The sequence below is a fragment of the Desulfobacter sp. UBA2225 genome, from assembly GCF_002348205.1.
Lineage (GTDB): Bacteria > Desulfobacterota > Desulfobacteria > Desulfobacterales > Desulfobacteraceae > Desulfobacter > Desulfobacter postgatei.
Map to the genome: position 1 here is coordinate 1 of NZ_DDYV01000293.1, position 17,085 is coordinate 17,085.

Here is a 17,085-nt window from a genome sequence, read left to right on the forward strand (position 1 = left end):
TGCCGGTGCCGTTCTTGCCGACGAAGACATCGATAAAGCTACCGCCGTCAAAGCTCAGGGAAAAATCCCGGAGGTTTTTGTAATGGCCGATGTAGAGCGAAGTCAGGCGCATGGTATTTTTTTCCCTTATACCTGTGCCATCACGACGTTAAGGAGTCCAGTTTGCTTGCCGGTAGCAGCATCGATCTGCTGCTCCAGCGTATCACACAGGGCCATTAACTGGTCGATGCGGGCGACGATGCNNACGATGCGGTGTTGTTCGGGGAGGGGGGGGAGTGGTAAAGTCCAATCTCTAAGTGCGCTTATCCCAATGTTAGCCTGATTTGCACTTCCAGTAGCTGTTCGATAAATGATGTCTTTAATGCTCTCAACTTTGATCGCCTTGTTTAGATATTTTGTGTCTATGAATGCCCTAATAGCACCAACACGCTGATTTAAATACAGGTATTTCCCATTGATCGGATTCTCATCAATTTGGACTGAATACAGGTAATCTCTCTTTTCACGAGTACCTGTCATACTAATCAAGATATCCCCTGCAATTAGACAATAGTTACTCGTAGACTCAGCCTGATCATCATCTATGAATACAGGGTTTTCAGATAGTCTCAACTGATCTGGGCGAATGTTGCCTAAACGCAGTACTTGTTTATCCCCTTCATTCTTAAAGAGAGCACTTTTGTAAGCGAAACCACCAATTATTTCGGATAGTTCACCCAACCTCACCCATTCCCACCCCTGTGGCAGTTCATAGGGCACTTCCTCCGGCTTGATAGATGGCAGGGCCTTGGACTTCTTGATCTTGCCTTCCTTCAGCAGCCGTTGTTTTTCGGCTTTAATCTCTTTCAGCAGTTCGCTGGCGGGCGGGTCGTTGGGGTTTTGGGGAACGAGGCGGCCCATGACGGCAAGCTGGAGGATGGCCTTGCGCAGTTCGGTGACGTTCTCCTTGACGATGTAGAGTTCACCGAAGTGCTGCCCGATAAAGTCCCAGGCCGAGCCGTCCGGCGTGTCGAGCAGTTGCTTGATGGCGGCAGCGTGGACAGCCAGTCGTTTTCCCTCCTGCTGTTTGCGCAGCGTTTCCAGTGCGTCACAACGGGCCATCAACTGGTCGATGCGGGCAACTATGCGGTGTTGTTCGGGGAGTGGGGGGAGAGGTACGGGGATATCTGACCATTTTTGTTTGTTTATAATGGGGGTGGCTGAACCACCAGCTTGGCTAATCACAGCATTCTGAAAATAACCTGTCGCCATAACGCAATAAATGTATTTGACGAGGATCGGTCTATGAGGAGTCAAAGTGTTAATTTGCTGATTGCAGGTAGTGTCTCTCTCGTTAATAGCATGCTTTCCAATACTACCACCAATGCAGACCATCAAAACAGAATTGGCCTCGATCAATCGTCCTTTTGATAGCCCTTGTTCTGACAGACCTTTTCCAGAGTAGTCAATACAGCCATTTTTAATATTGCCTGGCCCGACAAAGGGAATATAGTCACCGTAGTTTTCAATATTTTTGCTTGGCGGTGTAGTTCCTGTTTGAGTAGTTCCCAAGTCAGCCAGCCTTACCCATTTCCATTCCCCCGGCAATTCATAAGGCAATTCCTCCTGCTTGGTGGGCGGCAGAGCCTTGGACTTTTTGATTTTGCCCTCCTTCACCAGCCGTTGTTTGTCAGCCTCGATCTCCTTCAGCAGTTCCGAAGCCGGCGGATCATTGGGGTCCTGCTCCACCAGCTTGCCCTGCATGGCCAGCGTCAAAATCAGCCCGCGCAGTTTGGCTATGCCGTCAGGCGCGGCAAAGGCAATGTCAAAGTGCTGTTCCAGCAGTTTACGGGCGGCTTCGGTCATGATTGCTCCCCACTGCCCTCCAGCTCCTTCTCGATCTGCTCGATGCTGGGCAGGTTGGTTTTCAGTGGCTCGGGCAGGGATTCCACCAGCTTGTATTCGGCAATCCCCATGGGCTGGGTCTTGTCGCCCAGGGCGTATTCCGCCACCACCTTGTTTTTGCTTTTGCACAGCAGCAGCCCGATGGTGGGATTATCCTGGTCATCCTTCACCTGCCGATCCACGGCGGTGAGGTAGAAACCCAACTGGCCCAGATGCTCCGGTTTGAATTTGCCGGCTTTAAGTTCGATCACCACATAGCAGCGCAGCTTGAGATGATAAAAAAGCAGGTCGATGAAAAAGTCATCGCCACCGACTTCCAGATGTACTTGCCGTCCGACAAAGGCAAATCCCGCACCCAGCTCCAGCAAGAATTGGGTAATATGCCTGACCAGAGCCGATTCAATTTCACGCTCGTCAGCCTCGTGGCCCACATCCAGAAAATCAAACAGATAGGGGTCCTTGAGTGATTCCCTGGCCAGATCGCTGCCTGGTGCCGGAAGCCGTTGGGCAAAGTTGCTAACGGTCTTTCCGGTACGTTCGAGAACACGGGTTTCGATGTTGATATTCAGGACATTTCGGGACCATCCATGCTCAATGGCGGCACGGGCATAGGACAAACGCTGGTCCGGTTGCTTCAACCGGGTCAGCAGCACGAGGTTATGCCCCCAGGGCAATTGTCCAACAGCCTGTTGGACAATTTGCTCATCCGGCCAGGCCTCGGCAAAGGCACGCATATACATCAGGTTGGCCCGGGAGAACCCTTTCATGTCAGGGAATGCGGTGCGGAGGTCATGGGACAGCCGATCGATTACCTTGGCGCCCCAGCCTTGTTGGGCCTGCCGGGCCAGAATATCACGGCCGATCTGCCAGTACAGCGTCGTAAGTTCACGATTGACCGCCAGGGTGGCGCGTTGCTGGGCTGAATGAATGCGGGTTTTAAGATCGGCCAGCCAGTCGGCATATCCCTTCGGCGTTTGAATTAAGGCGACGGGTTTATCACTCATGCCTTGCCCCCTTTATCGACCGAAAGGCAGGCCATCAATTCAGCTTTTAAAGCGGCTTGAGCCGCTTCGAGCCGGCAAACGATCTGCTGATATTCGGCCATCAGCTCTTTTGGATCGCGGTAGTTGACCTCCTCCTCGTGGGGGTTCTTGCTGTCCAGGTTGTAATTACGTTCGATCAGCGCTTGGCCAGAAACCTTCCAGGCCTGCTCAGTGGTCTTGCGGCCGCGGCGTGTGGCTCCTCCCCACCAGGCCTTTTCAAGATCAAACTCGGCAATGGTCAGGGGTTTGGAGCGGGAGTAGGATTTATACCCTTTCGGATACGGGTGCTCGAAAAACCAGACCTCTTTTGTGGGGCCGCCTTTCTCGAAAAAAAGGAGGTTGGTGGCAATGCTGGTGTAGGGGCTGAACACGCCTTTGGGCAGCCGGACGATGGTGTGCAGGTTGAAATCCTCCAACAGCTCGCGCTTGAGGTTGGTTTTGACTCCTTCTCCAAAGAGAAAACCGTCGGGCAGGACCACGGCCGCCTTGCCGGTGTCGTGTTTCAAAAGATGCATGATCAGCGCCATAAAGAGGTCTGCGGTCTCGCGGGTCTGGTACTTGCGCGGGAAATTGGTCTCAATCCCGTCTTCTTCCATGCCGCCGAAGGGCGGATTGGTGATGATCAGGTCCACCCGGTCCCGGGGGCCGTAATCCTTGAGCGGCCGGGAGAGGGTGTTGTCGTGGCGGATATGGGTTGGCACGTCGATGCCGTGCAGCATCATGTTGGTCATGGCCAGCATGTAGGGAAGTGGTTTTTTTTCCACGCCCTGGATACACGCCTGCAGTCGCTTGTGGTCGTCGGCAGTTTTGACCTGTTTGTTCAGGTGCTCGATGGCGCAGGTGAGAAAGCCGCCGGTGCCGCAGGCCGGGTCGAGTATGGTTTGCCCCAGCCCAGGGTCGAGCATGTCGACCATGAATTGAGTCACAGCGCGGGGGGTGTAGTATTCGCCTGCATTTCCGGCTGATTGGAGGTCGGATAGGATCTTTTCATAAATATCGTTGAACAGGTGACGGTCGCCGGATTTGTTGAAGTCCACATCTTCTTCAATGGTGTTGATCACCTGGCGCAACAGGGTGCCGGACTTCATGTAGTTGTAGGCATCCTCGAAAACGGAGCCGACCACCTTGCCAAGGGGTGAAACACCAGCAGCGGTGGCCAGTTTTTTGAACGCAGGGAAGAGGTCGTTGTTGACAAAGTCGATGAGCTCCTCGCCGGTCATCCCCTCGGGATCCTTGGCCCAGCTGGACCAGCAAAAGCGGCTGGGCAGAGGTGATTTGTAATCGGGCACGGTGAGCTGCCACTCCTGCTCCTTGTCGTCAAAGATCTTCAGGAAAATCAGCCAGACCATCTGGCTGATGCGCTGGGCATCACCATCGACGCCGACATCCTTGCGCATGATGTCTTGAATGGCTTTGATCAGGGTGGTCAGTGACATATGGGTTTATCTCCAGTTCATTTTGTCAGGCGCTGTAAAGGGCCTGTTCCAGTTCGCAAACCGCCTGCTGATACTGATCCAGCCCGCCAAAGGCGCGGATAATTTCCAGGGGCGTTCCGAATTCGTTAAAGGGTGCAATGGTGAGGATCTGTGTCTCTTCGATGTGGGCCACGCCTTCATCGGCGTACTTGTCCAGCAGGGCTTCCAGCACCTGGCGGGCCTGGGCGCCGTATCGGGTGAAGTAGTTGCGTTTCTTTACCTGTTCCGCCCGTTCCCTGCGGGTGAGGGGCGGCATATCCCAGGCGACATGGCAGACCAGATCAAAGGGATCGAATGCTTTGCCGGATTGTCGCCCGATCTCGTCGGCAAGGGCCTCGAAGAAGATTCCCTGTTCACAGAGCTCATCGATGACGGCCTGCTTCTTCTCGGCGCTGCTCCAGCGGCAAAGGAAATCGTCGAGGGATGCGTATTCTTTGGCCAATGCCTTGCGGGTGTAGTCTTTGAGGGATTCAGTGATCAGTTTGCCGTTGGCATCAAAATACTGGACGCGCTCGGCCGCAACCTTGACCTCGACATTGGCTACGACGTAACGGCGGATACCGCTTTCCTCTTGCGGTTCGGCGACACCTGTCCACCCCGAGTCTTCTCCGGGTTCCGGGTAGGTAATGCCGGCTCCATTTTCGAGCTCTAATGGAACATCCGGCGGCACGGGAGATTCATCTTCCTGTGGTTCGTAGATCTGCACCGGGTCACCATCGAAATCAGGGTCGGCAAACAGCTCGGTGGCCTTCTTGAAGTCGATGATGGTGAAGTAGTACTTCCCGTAATCTTCGTTGATGCGGGTGCCGCGCCCGATGATCTGTTTGAACTCGGTCATGGACTGAATGCGCTGGTCGAGCACGATGAGTTTGCAGGTCTGGGCATCTACGCCGGTGGTCATCAGCTTGGAGGTGGTAGCGATAACCGGATATTTACTTTCCGGAAAAATGAAATTGTCGAGTTCGGATTTACCCTCTTCGTTGTCTCCGGTAATGCGCATAACGTAATTGCTGCTTTGCGCTACCAGATCGGAATTTTCATTGACCAGGGCCTGACGCATGCGCTCGGCGTGGTCGATGTTCTCACAGAAAACGATGGCTTTGTCGAAGCGGTTGGTCTGCTTAAGAAACTCGGTGATTTTTTTGGCAACGAGCCGGGTGCGTTGTTCAAGGACCAGGGTCTTGTCAAAATCCTTCTGGTTGTATACGCGGTCCTCGATCTCGTTGCCGTATTTGTCCATCATCCCCTTGTCGGGCCGCCAACCCGTCAAATCCCGGTCAAGGTCGATACGTACGACCTTATAGGGGGCCAGAAAGCCGTCATCTATTCCCTGCCGCAGGCTGTAGGTATAGATGGGCGCACCAAAATAGTCGGTGTTGGAGACCTCTCTGGTCTCTTTGGGCGTGGCGGTAAGACCGATCTGGGTGGCGAAGGCGAAGTATTCAAGAATTTCACGCCAGGCTGAGTCGGCGGCAGCGCTGCCCCGGTGGCATTCATCAATGATGATCAGATCGAAAAATTCGGAACTGAATTGTTTATAGATGTTTCTTTCTTCCTCATTTCCCGTGACGGCCTGATATAAGGAAAGGTAAATCTCGTAGGACTTGTTGGCCTGCCGCTTCTGGATTTTTGTCATGGCCGAACCGAACGGTTTGAAATCGTTGGTCATGGTCTGGTCAATCAGAATGTTGCGGTCGGCAAGAAACAGGATGCGTTTTTTCGTTTTGGATTTCCACAGCCGCCAGATGATCTGGAAGGCCGTATAGGTTTTGCCGGTACCTGTGGCCATCACCAGCAGAATGCGATTTTGCCCCCGGGCTATGGCCTCGATGGTTTTGTTGATGGCCAGCAGCTGGTAATAGCGCGGACTTTTATCACTGCCGTCGCTGAAATAATCCTGAGTGACCAGTGCATTCTGCTGATTGTTCAGACCACGGTGCCGGACCCACCATCGCCATAGCGTTTCTGCAGCGGGGAATTCTTGGAGGGAAAGTTCACGTTCAATAATGCCATCTGGGGCAATCTTGTTGTGAAATAGAAAACCATCGCCGTTGGAGCTGAACAAAAACGGCACTTGCAGCATGTCAGCATAGACCAACGCCTGCTGCATACCATCGCCGACACTGTGGTTGTTGTCCTTGGCTTCGATAATGGCAATGGGAATATTCGGTTTGTAAAAGAGGACATAATCGGCGCGCTTGTGCTTGGCACGGGTATGCAGATGGCCGCGAACGATGATACGCCCCTTTGTGAGTGAGAATTCTTCTCTGACCTGGGTTGCTATATCCCATCCAGCCTGTTTGAGCGCTGGGGTAATAAATTTTGTGCAGATGTCACGCTCGGAGAGTTGTTTTTTATTCATCGTTTAACTCTCCTCGTCCTTTTTTGTCGCTGCAAAATTGTTCGAACTGACGCTGGGCGAGTTTCGACGGATTCGTTTTACCATTTTCCCAGCGATTGACCGTAGCGAAGCTGACGCCGAGAGCACGGGCAAGCTCTTCCTGGCTGAGTTTCAGTCTCAAGCGTACCGCCTTTACCTGTTCTGAAAATGGTTTTGTTCCCATCCCTTATCCACCTAATGGCTACGGAATCATGTTATTGATCTCCGCAAATTATGACATCTGCTATAACTTGTGCAAGGACATTTTTGGATAGACCACATAAAAAATGATGGCATCTGACCCATTCACCGTTCCTCCGGTATTTAAGATGGCCGTATCTATCTTGAGCGCTATGCCATTGGCTTTTGCGATAGGGATTTTTTTTTGATAGAGATCTAATATAAAAATATAGCAGATTAAACTGAGGACTACCTCCAAGACAAAGACCATTTCCCAGGTGAAAATCACCCTGGACTTTCCCTGTACTTCCACACCTTTTAAATCAAGCAATCGGCGAGCAATATTATTAATAGTTATCACCATCAATAAACAGGCCCCCGGTAGGATATCACCAGGGGCTTGAATAGCCAGATTCGGTTTTTAAAACCCATTCCTAAGCTTCAAAAAGTGTAAACTGGTCGTAAAGGATGCCAAGTCCTGGTTTTATTACCATACGGCCTCGGGATAAAAATTGAGAATGATACGATCCGAGGTTATCAATTCCATATGGTTAGCACCGGCACTTGCAACGATAACCCTGTCTGCCGGATCACGGTGGTCCCAGTCCAGGTTCAAAGAATTCATCCATATTTTTTCGTCAATAGCCAGAATATGAAAATGTTGAACCTGGTGGAGTTTTGAAATAAATTCTTCCAAGGGTATGGGGATATTCAGTTTGCCTTTTTTAATCTTGATCCCGATTTCCCAAATGCTGATAGAACTGATCAAAAAGCCGTCACTTTCGCCTATTTTTTGAGCAGCCGCAGGAGATAAGCTTCCCTTTTCAAAAGCATTATACAACAAGGCGCATGTGTCTAAAAATATCACGCAAGCTCTCCCCATTCCTCCTGAGTTCCCGTATCAAGAGGTTCGGAATAGGTCATTTTACCCTGATAGGCGCCAAAAACATCATCGAACGATTTTTTTTCTTTGTAAGGACTTATTTTTAATACCGGCTTATTGTAGTTGAGTACAATCAATTCCTCGCCTGTTTCCTCTACCTCCCGGAAATATGCGAGCATCTTTGCTTTTAAAACACTCTTTGTAACCGTTTTCATAAAACCTCCAACCATAGTCTTAACCATGGTCACAACTATAGGGTGTTATTACCTGTTTGTCAAAGCTTTCTTTCGAGATAAAAGGCGGTTTGCCGGCTCAAGCCCGGGCCAGAACCAGAACAGACACACCGGCAGCCCCTGCATTCATCAGGGTCTGGGCTGCGGCATTGCACGTCGCGCCTGTGGTAAACACATCATCTATTAAAAGGATATTTTTACCTTGGATATACTCCGGCTTAGGACAGGCAAAGGCCCGCGTAAGATTGTTTTTGCGTGCTTTATGGTCCAATCCGGTCTGGCTGACCGTTGCCCGAACCCGGATAAGGCTGCCGATGTCAATGCGCCATGGTGCCGGCCGCCCATAGGCCTCCATGTACAGCCGTAGAAAATTCCGGACAAGCAAATAGGACTGGTTGAATCCGCGCTTTTTAGCCTTTGAGACATGGAGGGGAATGGGCACAATCAAATGAAAACCATTCATGTCAAAATGGGTGGCAAAGGCCTGGAACAAATGATGTTCAAGGGGACGGGCCAGACTGAGCTTTGACTGGTATTTGAACAACCCCAGGGCCTCTTGTATTAACTCCTTATAGATAAATGCAGCCCGGACACTCTCCATCACCATGGGTGTTTTCAAACATGCTTCACACAGGTGATCAGGTCCGGATTCAAAGCAATGGCCGCAGGCAGGGCAAAAAGGGTGATCAAATACCGGTAAAACCTCTCCCAGGCACCTGTGGCAGAAACACTTGCTTAACGCGTGATCAGCGTTTTTTTTAATATATTTGCCGCATCCCAGACATTTGTCCGGAAATACCAGTGCACAAACCCCTGCCCCGGTCGCTTTGACCAGTTTTTTTATCATCCGAAATTGATACCCAGACGCTGACGGCGGGCCTCAAACATGGCAATGCCGCCTGCCACGGATGCATTCAGGGAGGTAATACGGGTCTCCATGGGAATGGACAGGATAAAATCACACGCTTTTCTAACCCCCGGCCGCAGCCCAGTGTGCTCGCCTCCCACCACAAGGGCCAGGTTGCCAGTCAGGTCTGCGTCAAAAAGACCTTTATCGGCACCGGCATCCAAACCGGACACCCAGGCCCCATATTTTTTAAGGTCATGAATCAGAATCGACAGATTGGTGGCTAAAAAAATGGGGGCATGCTCCATGGCCCCGGCCGAACTTCGGGATACTCCGGCCGACGGCAGGGCACAGCGGTCCTTTGGCATCACAATATAATCAACGCCGGCACACAGGGCGGTGCGGATCAACGCACCGGTGTTTTGAGGATCTTCAATACTTTCAAGAATAAGAATAAAAAACGGCTCTGTCCGACCTTCAATCAGCTTGAGCAGCGCAGAGACTGATTGGACCGGAAAGGAAGAGACTCTGGCGGCAATGCCCTGGTGACGGCCAAATCCGGCCAACCGGTCCAACTCCTCACCGGAAAGGGTTTGGACAGGCACCTGTTTTTCCCCGGCCAAGTCTGCCACGGCCTGTAACCGTTTATCAGAGCGGTTCTCATATACCATAATGGATTCAAATTTACGGCGGCCTGCCTTAAGGGCTTCAAATACCGAATGGTATCCGTAAAGAATCTCTTTATCCCCGGAATTTCGATGTTCACTTTTTACTCCCTGGCCGCGGGGTTTGCGCCTCCGGCCGGGGGAACCTGATTTGCCGGCCATCAGTGTACCGTTTCCTGTTTAACAATGGCGATAAGTTCGGCAACCGCCTCATCCAGCACATCATTGACCACCACATGGGTATAAAAGGATTTCTGGGCAATTTCCCCTATTGCATTCTCCAGGCGCGTGCGGATCACCTCTTCGGTATCGGTTCCCCTGCCCCGCAACCGCTGTTCAATCACATCTAAAGACGGGGCCATGATGAATATGGAAACTGAATCCAAGCCGAAATCCATAATCTGACGCCCTCCCTGGACGTCAATATCCAATAGAACGCTTTGCCCTGCGGCAAGCTGTTCTTGAACAAAAGCGCCGGAGGTGCCGTAGCAATTGCCGTGGACCTGTGCCCATTCCAGCATCTGGCCGGATTCCACCATTTCCATGAATTGAGCCTTATTCGTAAAAAAATAATCTTTTCCGTGAACCTCCCCCTTCCGGGGGGCGCGGGTGGTGTGGGAAATGGAATATACCAGGTCCGGACACCGCTTCAAAAGTTCTTTAACAAGGGTTGTCTTGCCGACACCCGAGGGTGCAGAAACAATAAACAGTTTTGCCGCCATGCCCTATTCCTCCTGGGGTGCGCCGGGGTTTTGGATCAGTGCCTCAAAGCGTGAGGAAACCGTCTCCGCCTGAATCGCGGACAGAATCACGTGGTTGGAATCCGTCACGATGATGGCCCGGGTCTTTCTGCCATGGGTCACGTCAATGAGACGCCGATCTTCCCGGGCTTCATCCTTGACCCGCTTCATGGGCGACGAGTTCGGGGATAAAATAGCCACCACCCGGTCTGCCACCACCGTATTGCCAAAACCAATGTTCAAAAGTGGCTGTTCCATAGGTTTCCTCTTCTCAATTCTACTCAATATTCTGGACCTGCTCCCGGATCTTTTCCAGCTCGGATTTCAGGTCTACTACAGCATGGGACAAGGCTGCATTACCGGCTTTGGAACCAATGGTGTTAAATTCCCGGTTAAACTCCTGGATCAGAAAATTGAGCTTTCTGCCCTGGGACTCATCTTCATCCATGACCTCCCGGAACATTTTAATGTGGCTGTGCACCCGGACAATCTCCTCGGATACATCACTCTTATCCGCAAGAAGAGCTGTTTCCTGGGCCAGACGGACCGGATCAAAAAAATCCCCGTCCTCGGCAGTCAGCACGGCCAGGCGTTCCTTAAGCCGGGCCTTGTAAACTTCCGGTATGGTTCTGGCCTGTTCTTCAATGCCTGCCATGCGCTGCTCAATGTCGGAAATACGACGGGTTAAATCCTGGTACAGGTTGTCCCCCTCGCTCTTTCGCATGCGGTCAATTGCCTGCGCCGCAGCCCGGGTCGTTTCACACAGCGCGGAACGAAGAAGCGCCATGTTGACTTCAGGCTTTGCAGCCACAATGACTTGCTTGGCGCCGAGCACGGTTTCCAAGGCAATGTCACCGGAAAGGGAAAGGGTCTCCCGGACCGTTTTCAGTGCTTTATAATAGGCTTTAGCCTTTATCATGTCCACCTCAAACAGGTCCTGGTCCAGGGACTGGTCCGTAAGAGTTGCCCGGATCTCTATTCTGCCCCGGGTATGCAACTGCCCCATGATTTTTTTAATCTCATCTTCAAAGCCCTGGCAGGTTTCAGGCAGATAGATCGAAAAATCAAGAGAACGGGAATTATAGGCGCGAACGGTCATCTCTACAGTCAGGGTATCCAGAGTATGCGACACTTTGGCAAAAGCAGTCATGCTTTTTATCATACAATTATCCTTTTATGGCATTTAATCATGAGCCTTAAAATCCACAAGGTATTTCTGCCTCACCTGGCCTAAAAATTTGAGCACAGCAGGGGACGCATAATCCGGATAAGTCCATTCCAGGGATTTAAAGCCTTTTTTGGTGTACATTAACGTCAGGTCGGCATAAATTTTCTGCCCTATGTAAATCCTGTGGGAATACTCCTTTCCCGTAGCCAGGATAAACCGGGAAGCCAGAAGATACCCCGGATCAATGTTGATGGTTCTGTTGTTCTGTTCCAGACAGTCCGATTCAATCCGGTTGGTGGCAAGTTTGATCGAAGCAAGTGCCTCCTGTTCCATGAGCGGCTTGAATGCAATCAGCCTGCGAAACAACGGCTCCCCCATTTCCCTGTAATAATAATCCGTGAAATCAAAATCCAGCCAGGGTGAGATCATGTCCACGGGACCGCCCACAGCTTCAAGGCGTGGGAAGACCGATTCCAGGACCGTCTTATCTTTCATGAAAACCGACATCACAAGCTTGGCCGGTACCGGTGCTTTAGGCGTACTCATTTTTTAACGGGGATTGCCTCGTCAATAAGCATAATGGGAATATCATCCCTGATTTCGTATTTGAGAGCACAGGCGTTGCATACCAGACCGTCCTCTGTCTCGGTCAGTTCCACCGGCCCTTTGCATTTGGGACAAACCAGAATTTCGAGTAGTTCCTTTGATACAGCCATGGCAGTATCTCCTTGAATGGTGTTAATTTTTTATAGTCTGCATGGACTGCAGTTTATGATAAAAACCTTTTGCAGCCATCAGGTCATCATGACATCCTTGTTCAACAATGGCGCCGTCTTTGAGCACAATAATCCGGGAGGCGTAATCTATGGTGGACAGTCTGTGGGCAATGACAAAGGAGGTACGGCCCGTCATCAGATTTTCCAAAGCCTTTTGCACAACTTTCTCCGCCTGGGAATCCAGGGCGGATGTTGCCTCGTCTAAAATCAGCACCGGCGCATTTTTCAAAAGCGCCCTTGCAATGCAGATCCGCTGCTTTTCCCCACCGGAGAGACGGGAACCAAGCTCTCCGATGACGGTATCATAGCCCTTGGGAAAACCGCAGATAAAATCATGGGCAAAGGCGGCCTTGGCTGCCGCTTCAACCGCTGCATCATCTGCATCCATTTTTCCATACCGGATATTGTCCCGCACGGTCTCGTTAAATAAAATGGGTTCCTGGGTGACAATGGAAATATGGTCCCGGAGGGACGCAATTGTCAGGTCCCGAACATCGCAGCCGCCGACAAAAACACCGCCGCCGGTCACATCATAAAGTCTTGGGATCAGGTTCACCAGGCTGGTTTTTCCGCCGCCACTCATGCCGACTAGCGCCAGGGTCTCCCCGGGTGCGGCCTTAAGATTGATGTTCTTTAAGGCCAAAGGTTCGTCAGGACCGTAGGCAAAGGAGACGTTTTCAAAAACCACATCACAGGGTGACGCCTCAAGGGGGCGGGCATCGGATTTGTCCTTCACATCATTCCGGGCTTCCAGCACATCAAAAACCCTGGATGCCGCAGCTACCCCCTCCTGGATGGTGTTGTTCAGATTGGACAGTTTCTTCACCGGGTCATAAAGCATCATCACGGCAGTCAAAAAAGAAAAAAACACACCGGGAGTGGACGTCCCGTTAACTACCCGCATCCCGCCAAACCAGATTACAAAAGCAATGCCCAACCCGCCTAAAAATTCCATCACCGGGGAGGACAATGCCCGTGTCATAACCTTTTTCATCTCCAGACGGAACAATTCTCTGGTTTTTTCCTTAAATCTGGTCGTTTCAAAGGACTGAAGGTTGAAAATTTTAATGATTTTTGCCCCGGAAAAGGTTTCATGCAGAAAGGAGTTAAGATCTGCCATGGTTTCCTGGGATCCTGTGGAAAGTTTGCGGATTCTTTTGCCAAATAAGACAATCGGATAAAAGGCCACGGGCAGGACAATAAAGGCGCCCAAGGCAAGTTTCCAGTCCCGGTAAAAAATAACAAACAAAAACGCCACAACGGAAAAAGAGTCCCTGAACAGGCTGATAACGGCAGTGGAGACCATGCCTTTAATGATATTGACATCATTTGTGATCCGGGACATGAGTGCCCCGGTCTTTTCCTTGTGGATATATGCAATGGGCAGATTCATGATCTTTTCATAAAGAGTGTCCTGAAAATCTCGGATAATACGCTGCCCCACATGATTCATCAGGTATTCCGACCCGTATGAGCCGGCCCCTTTCAGGAAAAAGACCAGGACGGCAAGGCCGGGGATAAGCAACAATTTGGTATTGTCCCTGGCAATGAAAATATCATCAAGGACAGGTTTCACCAGCAGAGCCATGCTACCGTTGGCGCCGGCCACCATCACCATACATAACGCGGCCAGGGCAATCCTTTTCCAGTGTACAAACACCATCCGGATAATCTTTTGCCTGCGTTCTATAGACAAGCTGTTTTTTTTTGATTTCATGGGCGGGGACAATTGCTTTACAGATTCTATTGTCAAGTATCAAAAAACATGAGAGCATAGCCTCCCATGACAAAGTGTGCTTTTATACCCAATTTTTTCAAATTTTACAATATGCTGTGGAATGCGGCCCTGCCTTTTTTGAAAAAGCACCCAAGGCTTGCACCAACCTTTGACAGGCGCATCAATCCGGTTCACCTTGAACCGGCAGATATCTGGATACAGGCAGCATCGGCCGGAGAGGCTTACCTTGCCGTATCCATCATAAAGGCCCTTGACGTGGACAGGCCGGTCACCATCCTGTTGACCACAAACACGGAGCAGGGCATGGAGATTCTGACACAAGCGTTGTCGCAAGAAGAGTATTCACCCCATATCAGCCTGTGCTTTGATATATTCCCCCTTGACAGCCCAAAGGCCATGGACATAGCAGTGTACCAGGTCAATCCTGCCGTCATGGTTCTGCTGGAAACAGAACTGTGGCCGGCCCATCTTTATGCTTTAAAAAGAAATCATACCAGGGTATTGATCATCAACGGCAGGTTGTCCAGAAAAAGCAGCCGGTATTACAGGCTCACCAAAGCGTTCTGGCGCTGTTTTGCCCCGGAGCGCATCCTTGCCATCTCTGATCAGGATGTCCAAAGATTTTCCCAGGTGTTTTCCCACACCCATATTGGGATCATGGATAACATCAAATTTGACCGTATGAAATTTCAAAAAACCGATACGGATAGTGACGTTTCGGCTTTGGCTGCAATTGTACCCCGGCAACTGCCCCTCTCTATTCTTGCCTCCTTCCGCCGTCAGGAAGAAAAGCAGATCATTGACATGGTCAAAGGATTAAAAAAAGAGGTGCCGAACCAGGTGATTGCTCTGTTTCCCAGGCATGTACACCGGATAGCGCCATTATTAAAAAAATTGAACAACAACGGCCTCAAGGTTTACAAAGGCTCACAGATATCATCCGTTCTAACCGGCCCGGCAATTATCCTCTGGGACAGGTTTGGCGATCTCTATCAGGCCTACAAACATGCCGACGTGGTCTTTGTCGGCGCAAGCCTTGTGCCCTTAGGGGGACAAAACTTCATGGAACCTGCAGCATTGGGCATTCCCACAATCATCGGTCCCCACTGGCAGGATTTTGCCTGGGTAGGAAAAGACATCTTCAATACGGGTGCCGTAACCCGATGCAAAAACCGGCAGCATGTGGTTAAAACCATGTGCAGACACCTGGTAAAATCAGGAAACCGGAAAACCCGTATTGATGCGGTGAGCCATTATATTGCACAAAAACAGGGCGGAGCACAGACCGCTGCAGAGACAATTCTGGCGTCATGGAAGAGAAATAGACGATATTACTAATCACACCGCTCTACTCGATTTCGTCCCTTTTCCTTGGCAGCATAAAGAGCTTTATCTGAACGCATGATTAAATCATCAGAGGTATCAACTTCAGACATGGTTCCCACCCCCATACTTATTGTTACAGATATGGTTTTTCCAGAAAACGTTATCTCCAGATCTTCCACTGTTTTACGAATTTTTTCAGCAATGTTACTTGCTATGTTTACATCACTCTCAGGCAAAATAATAAGAAATTCTTCACCTCCCCAACGAAAGAGGATATCTGATTCTCTAATACTACGTCTTATCTTTTGCACTAACGTTTTCAACACCACATCACCTGTTGGATGGCCATAAGTATCATTAATTTGCTTAAAATAGTCTATATCAAACATTATGGCAGACAGGGGTTTTTTACTTCGTTTTGATTGACTATAGGCTTGTCGGAAGAGAACGTCAAACACTTGACGATTGGCTGTGCCAGTGAGTTTATCGGTTGTTGCCATAGCCTCGAGCTTTTGTTGGTAACTAGCAATAATGAGATTGACTAAAACAATAATAACAATTGAAATGACGATACTCACCCCCAGGTTGAGCATCAATGTGTTTTGAATTCGAAGCTCATCCTCATCCTCCTGCTGTGTGACAATAAGATACCATTCAAATTCAGGGACAAATCGACTATTGAGATAGTATTTTTTACCATTTTTTTCATACGTTATTGAACTACTTGGAGAAGTAAGAATTTTGGTGGCAAAAATCGATAATCCTTTTATTTGATGAATATTTTCCGCATCGTTATAATAAACACCACGCAGGGTAACTTCCCCTTTTCTATTGACAAAATAGACTTGGCGATCATAGCGGTTTTTATAATTTTCTATCAATGTTTGAACTGCATCGACGGCTAAGCCAACACCGATAGCACCAAGGTATCGTCCAACATAGTCATAGACTCTGTGATTGATAAATATCGTTAATGACGTTCTATCAGCGGTATCAGTATCAACATTAATTTCAAAATCTTGACGCATTTCCTGAACACGAAAATACCACGCATCGTTTTTATCAATTTGGTTGACCGTTTTCAAAACACCGCTAGAATGATAATATTTACGCGATTTCTCAGACACAAAGAAACTTGTGGCTGTTCCGTAATATATCTGAATTTCTTTTAAATAACGAACGATTGCTTCTTGATCATGTTCTCCGTTTAAAACCCAATCTCGGACAAATGTATCTTTAGCCATCATTGAAGAAATAAAGATAGGCCGTAATAAATCTCTCTGGATCTCAGAGTAGATATTATCACTTGTTAGTGGTAATGTAGTTTTTTCAACTTGTGTGATAATGGATCTACGGGCAGTAAAATAACTAATAAAACTTGTAAATAAAAACCCAAATATTAACAATATCGCCAGCAATATAATAAAACGTAATTTTCTATTCCACATCGAATATCCTCAATTTAAAGCAGAACGACGAACTATGCAGATTTCTATTCCAGTGTCTTGAGAGGTGGGGCCTTCAGGCAGAACCTGTCAAGTGCTAATCCAGGGACCCCTTATCTATTCTTCTTCGACCTGGCTTCTTTGGCCTGAGCCGTCTGTCTAAAAGAGTCTCCAATTGCTTTACAAAAGTGGTTTTTCCCAACGGTCGGCCGTTACGTTCATGCTTTCTGAACAATTCGATTTCAGATTCTTTTATGTCAGAGGATAAAAAATCTCCCCAGGGTGTATTAACAATCTCAAGC

Annotated in this window: 18 protein-coding genes and 1 pseudogene; 1 reads left to right on the forward strand and 18 read right to left on the reverse strand. The window is 49.5% G+C overall.

Going from position 1 to position 17,085, the window contains the following annotated elements; all coding sequences use genetic code 11:
- Positions 1-126 precede the first annotated feature (126 nt).
- The 16 genes from B3D59_RS15315 to B3D59_RS15390 form a co-directional block, all read right to left on the reverse strand.
- Positions 127-1,845 (reverse strand): restriction endonuclease subunit S, encoded by a 1,719-nt coding sequence (locus B3D59_RS15315; protein ID WP_286821524.1) that lies wholly within the window; start codon positions 1,843-1,845, stop codon positions 127-129.
- Positions 1,842-2,888, reverse strand: coding sequence for a PDDEXK nuclease domain-containing protein (locus tag B3D59_RS15320; protein ID WP_286821534.1), 1,047 nt, complete (start codon positions 2,886-2,888; stop codon positions 1,842-1,844). Before B3D59_RS15320 ends, B3D59_RS15315 begins: the two co-directional genes overlap by 4 nt.
- Positions 2,885-4,363, reverse strand: a complete 1,479-nt coding sequence (locus tag B3D59_RS15325) for a type I restriction-modification system subunit M (RefSeq protein ID WP_286821539.1) — start codon at positions 4,361-4,363, stop codon at positions 2,885-2,887. Before B3D59_RS15325 ends, B3D59_RS15320 begins: the two co-directional genes overlap by 4 nt.
- A gap of 25 nt (positions 4,364-4,388) precedes the next feature.
- Positions 4,389-6,764 (reverse strand): EcoAI/FtnUII family type I restriction enzme subunit R, encoded by a 2,376-nt coding sequence (gene hsdR, locus B3D59_RS15330; RefSeq protein ID WP_286821540.1) that lies wholly within the window; start codon positions 6,762-6,764, stop codon positions 4,389-4,391.
- Positions 6,757-6,966 carry a helix-turn-helix domain-containing protein gene (locus B3D59_RS15335; RefSeq protein ID WP_286821542.1) on the reverse strand — a complete coding sequence of 70 codons (210 nt, stop codon included), beginning with the start codon at positions 6,964-6,966 and terminating at the stop codon, positions 6,757-6,759. The genes hsdR and B3D59_RS15335 overlap by 8 nt, the downstream gene beginning before the upstream one ends.
- Positions 6,967-7,026: 60 nt before the next feature.
- Positions 7,027-7,326: a hypothetical protein gene (locus tag B3D59_RS15340; protein ID WP_286821546.1), complete on the reverse strand. Its 300-nt coding sequence runs from the start codon at positions 7,324-7,326 to the stop codon at positions 7,027-7,029.
- Positions 7,327-7,449: 123 nt separating this feature from the next.
- Complete coding sequence (locus B3D59_RS15345) at positions 7,450-7,830, reverse strand: type II toxin-antitoxin system VapC family toxin (RefSeq protein WP_277005528.1); 381 nt, start codon at positions 7,828-7,830, stop codon at positions 7,450-7,452.
- Positions 7,827-8,060, reverse strand: a complete 234-nt coding sequence (locus B3D59_RS15350; RefSeq protein ID WP_277005525.1) for a type II toxin-antitoxin system Phd/YefM family antitoxin — start codon at positions 8,058-8,060, stop codon at positions 7,827-7,829. The genes B3D59_RS15345 and B3D59_RS15350 overlap by 4 nt, the downstream gene beginning before the upstream one ends.
- A 97-nt stretch (positions 8,061-8,157) precedes the next feature.
- Positions 8,158-8,925 (reverse strand): ComF family protein, encoded by a 768-nt coding sequence (locus tag B3D59_RS15355; RefSeq protein ID WP_286821548.1) that lies wholly within the window; start codon positions 8,923-8,925, stop codon positions 8,158-8,160.
- On the reverse strand, positions 8,922-9,752 hold the full coding sequence (gene rlmB, locus B3D59_RS15360) for a 23S rRNA (guanosine(2251)-2'-O)-methyltransferase RlmB (protein ID WP_286821550.1): 831 nt from the start codon (positions 9,750-9,752) through the stop codon (positions 8,922-8,924). Before rlmB ends, B3D59_RS15355 begins: the two co-directional genes overlap by 4 nt.
- Positions 9,752-10,312, reverse strand: a complete 561-nt coding sequence (gene gmk / locus B3D59_RS15365) for a guanylate kinase (protein WP_286821552.1) — start codon at positions 10,310-10,312, stop codon at positions 9,752-9,754. Before gmk ends, rlmB begins: the two co-directional genes overlap by 1 nt.
- A 3-nt stretch (positions 10,313-10,315) precedes the next feature.
- Positions 10,316-10,588, reverse strand: a complete 273-nt coding sequence (locus tag B3D59_RS15370; RefSeq protein ID WP_286821557.1) for a DUF370 domain-containing protein — start codon at positions 10,586-10,588, stop codon at positions 10,316-10,318.
- Positions 10,589-10,607: 19 nt separating this feature from the next.
- Positions 10,608-11,492, reverse strand: a complete 885-nt coding sequence (locus B3D59_RS15375; protein WP_286821564.1) for a YicC/YloC family endoribonuclease — start codon at positions 11,490-11,492, stop codon at positions 10,608-10,610.
- Between the two features lie 21 nt (positions 11,493-11,513).
- Positions 11,514-12,044 carry a DUF4416 family protein gene (locus B3D59_RS15380; protein ID WP_286821568.1) on the reverse strand — a complete coding sequence of 177 codons (531 nt, stop codon included), beginning with the start codon at positions 12,042-12,044 and terminating at the stop codon, positions 11,514-11,516.
- Positions 12,041-12,214, reverse strand: coding sequence for a Trm112 family protein (locus B3D59_RS15385; RefSeq protein WP_004073669.1), 174 nt, complete (start codon positions 12,212-12,214; stop codon positions 12,041-12,043). Before B3D59_RS15385 ends, B3D59_RS15380 begins: the two co-directional genes overlap by 4 nt.
- A 22-nt stretch (positions 12,215-12,236) precedes the next feature.
- Positions 12,237-13,991 carry an ABC transporter ATP-binding protein gene (locus B3D59_RS15390; protein WP_286821573.1) on the reverse strand — a complete coding sequence of 585 codons (1,755 nt, stop codon included), beginning with the start codon at positions 13,989-13,991 and terminating at the stop codon, positions 12,237-12,239.
- A gap of 66 nt (positions 13,992-14,057) precedes the next feature.
- Here B3D59_RS15390 and B3D59_RS15395 point away from each other — a divergent pair, with 66 nt between their 5' ends.
- A complete protein-coding gene (locus tag B3D59_RS15395; RefSeq protein WP_286821580.1) occupies positions 14,058-15,350 on the forward strand; it encodes a 3-deoxy-D-manno-octulosonic acid transferase in 1,293 nt (430 codons plus the stop codon).
- Here the strand turns inward: B3D59_RS15395 and B3D59_RS15400 are convergent.
- Together B3D59_RS15400 and B3D59_RS15405 are read right to left on the reverse strand one after the other, a co-directional pair.
- Positions 15,347-16,786: a sensor domain-containing diguanylate cyclase gene (locus tag B3D59_RS15400; RefSeq protein WP_286821582.1), complete on the reverse strand. Its 1,440-nt coding sequence runs from the start codon at positions 16,784-16,786 to the stop codon at positions 15,347-15,349. The genes B3D59_RS15395 and B3D59_RS15400 overlap by 4 nt on opposite strands.
- A gap of 94 nt (positions 16,787-16,880) precedes the next feature.
- Positions 16,881-17,085 (reverse strand): annotated as a pseudogene (locus B3D59_RS15405) (transposase); the annotation flags it as partial.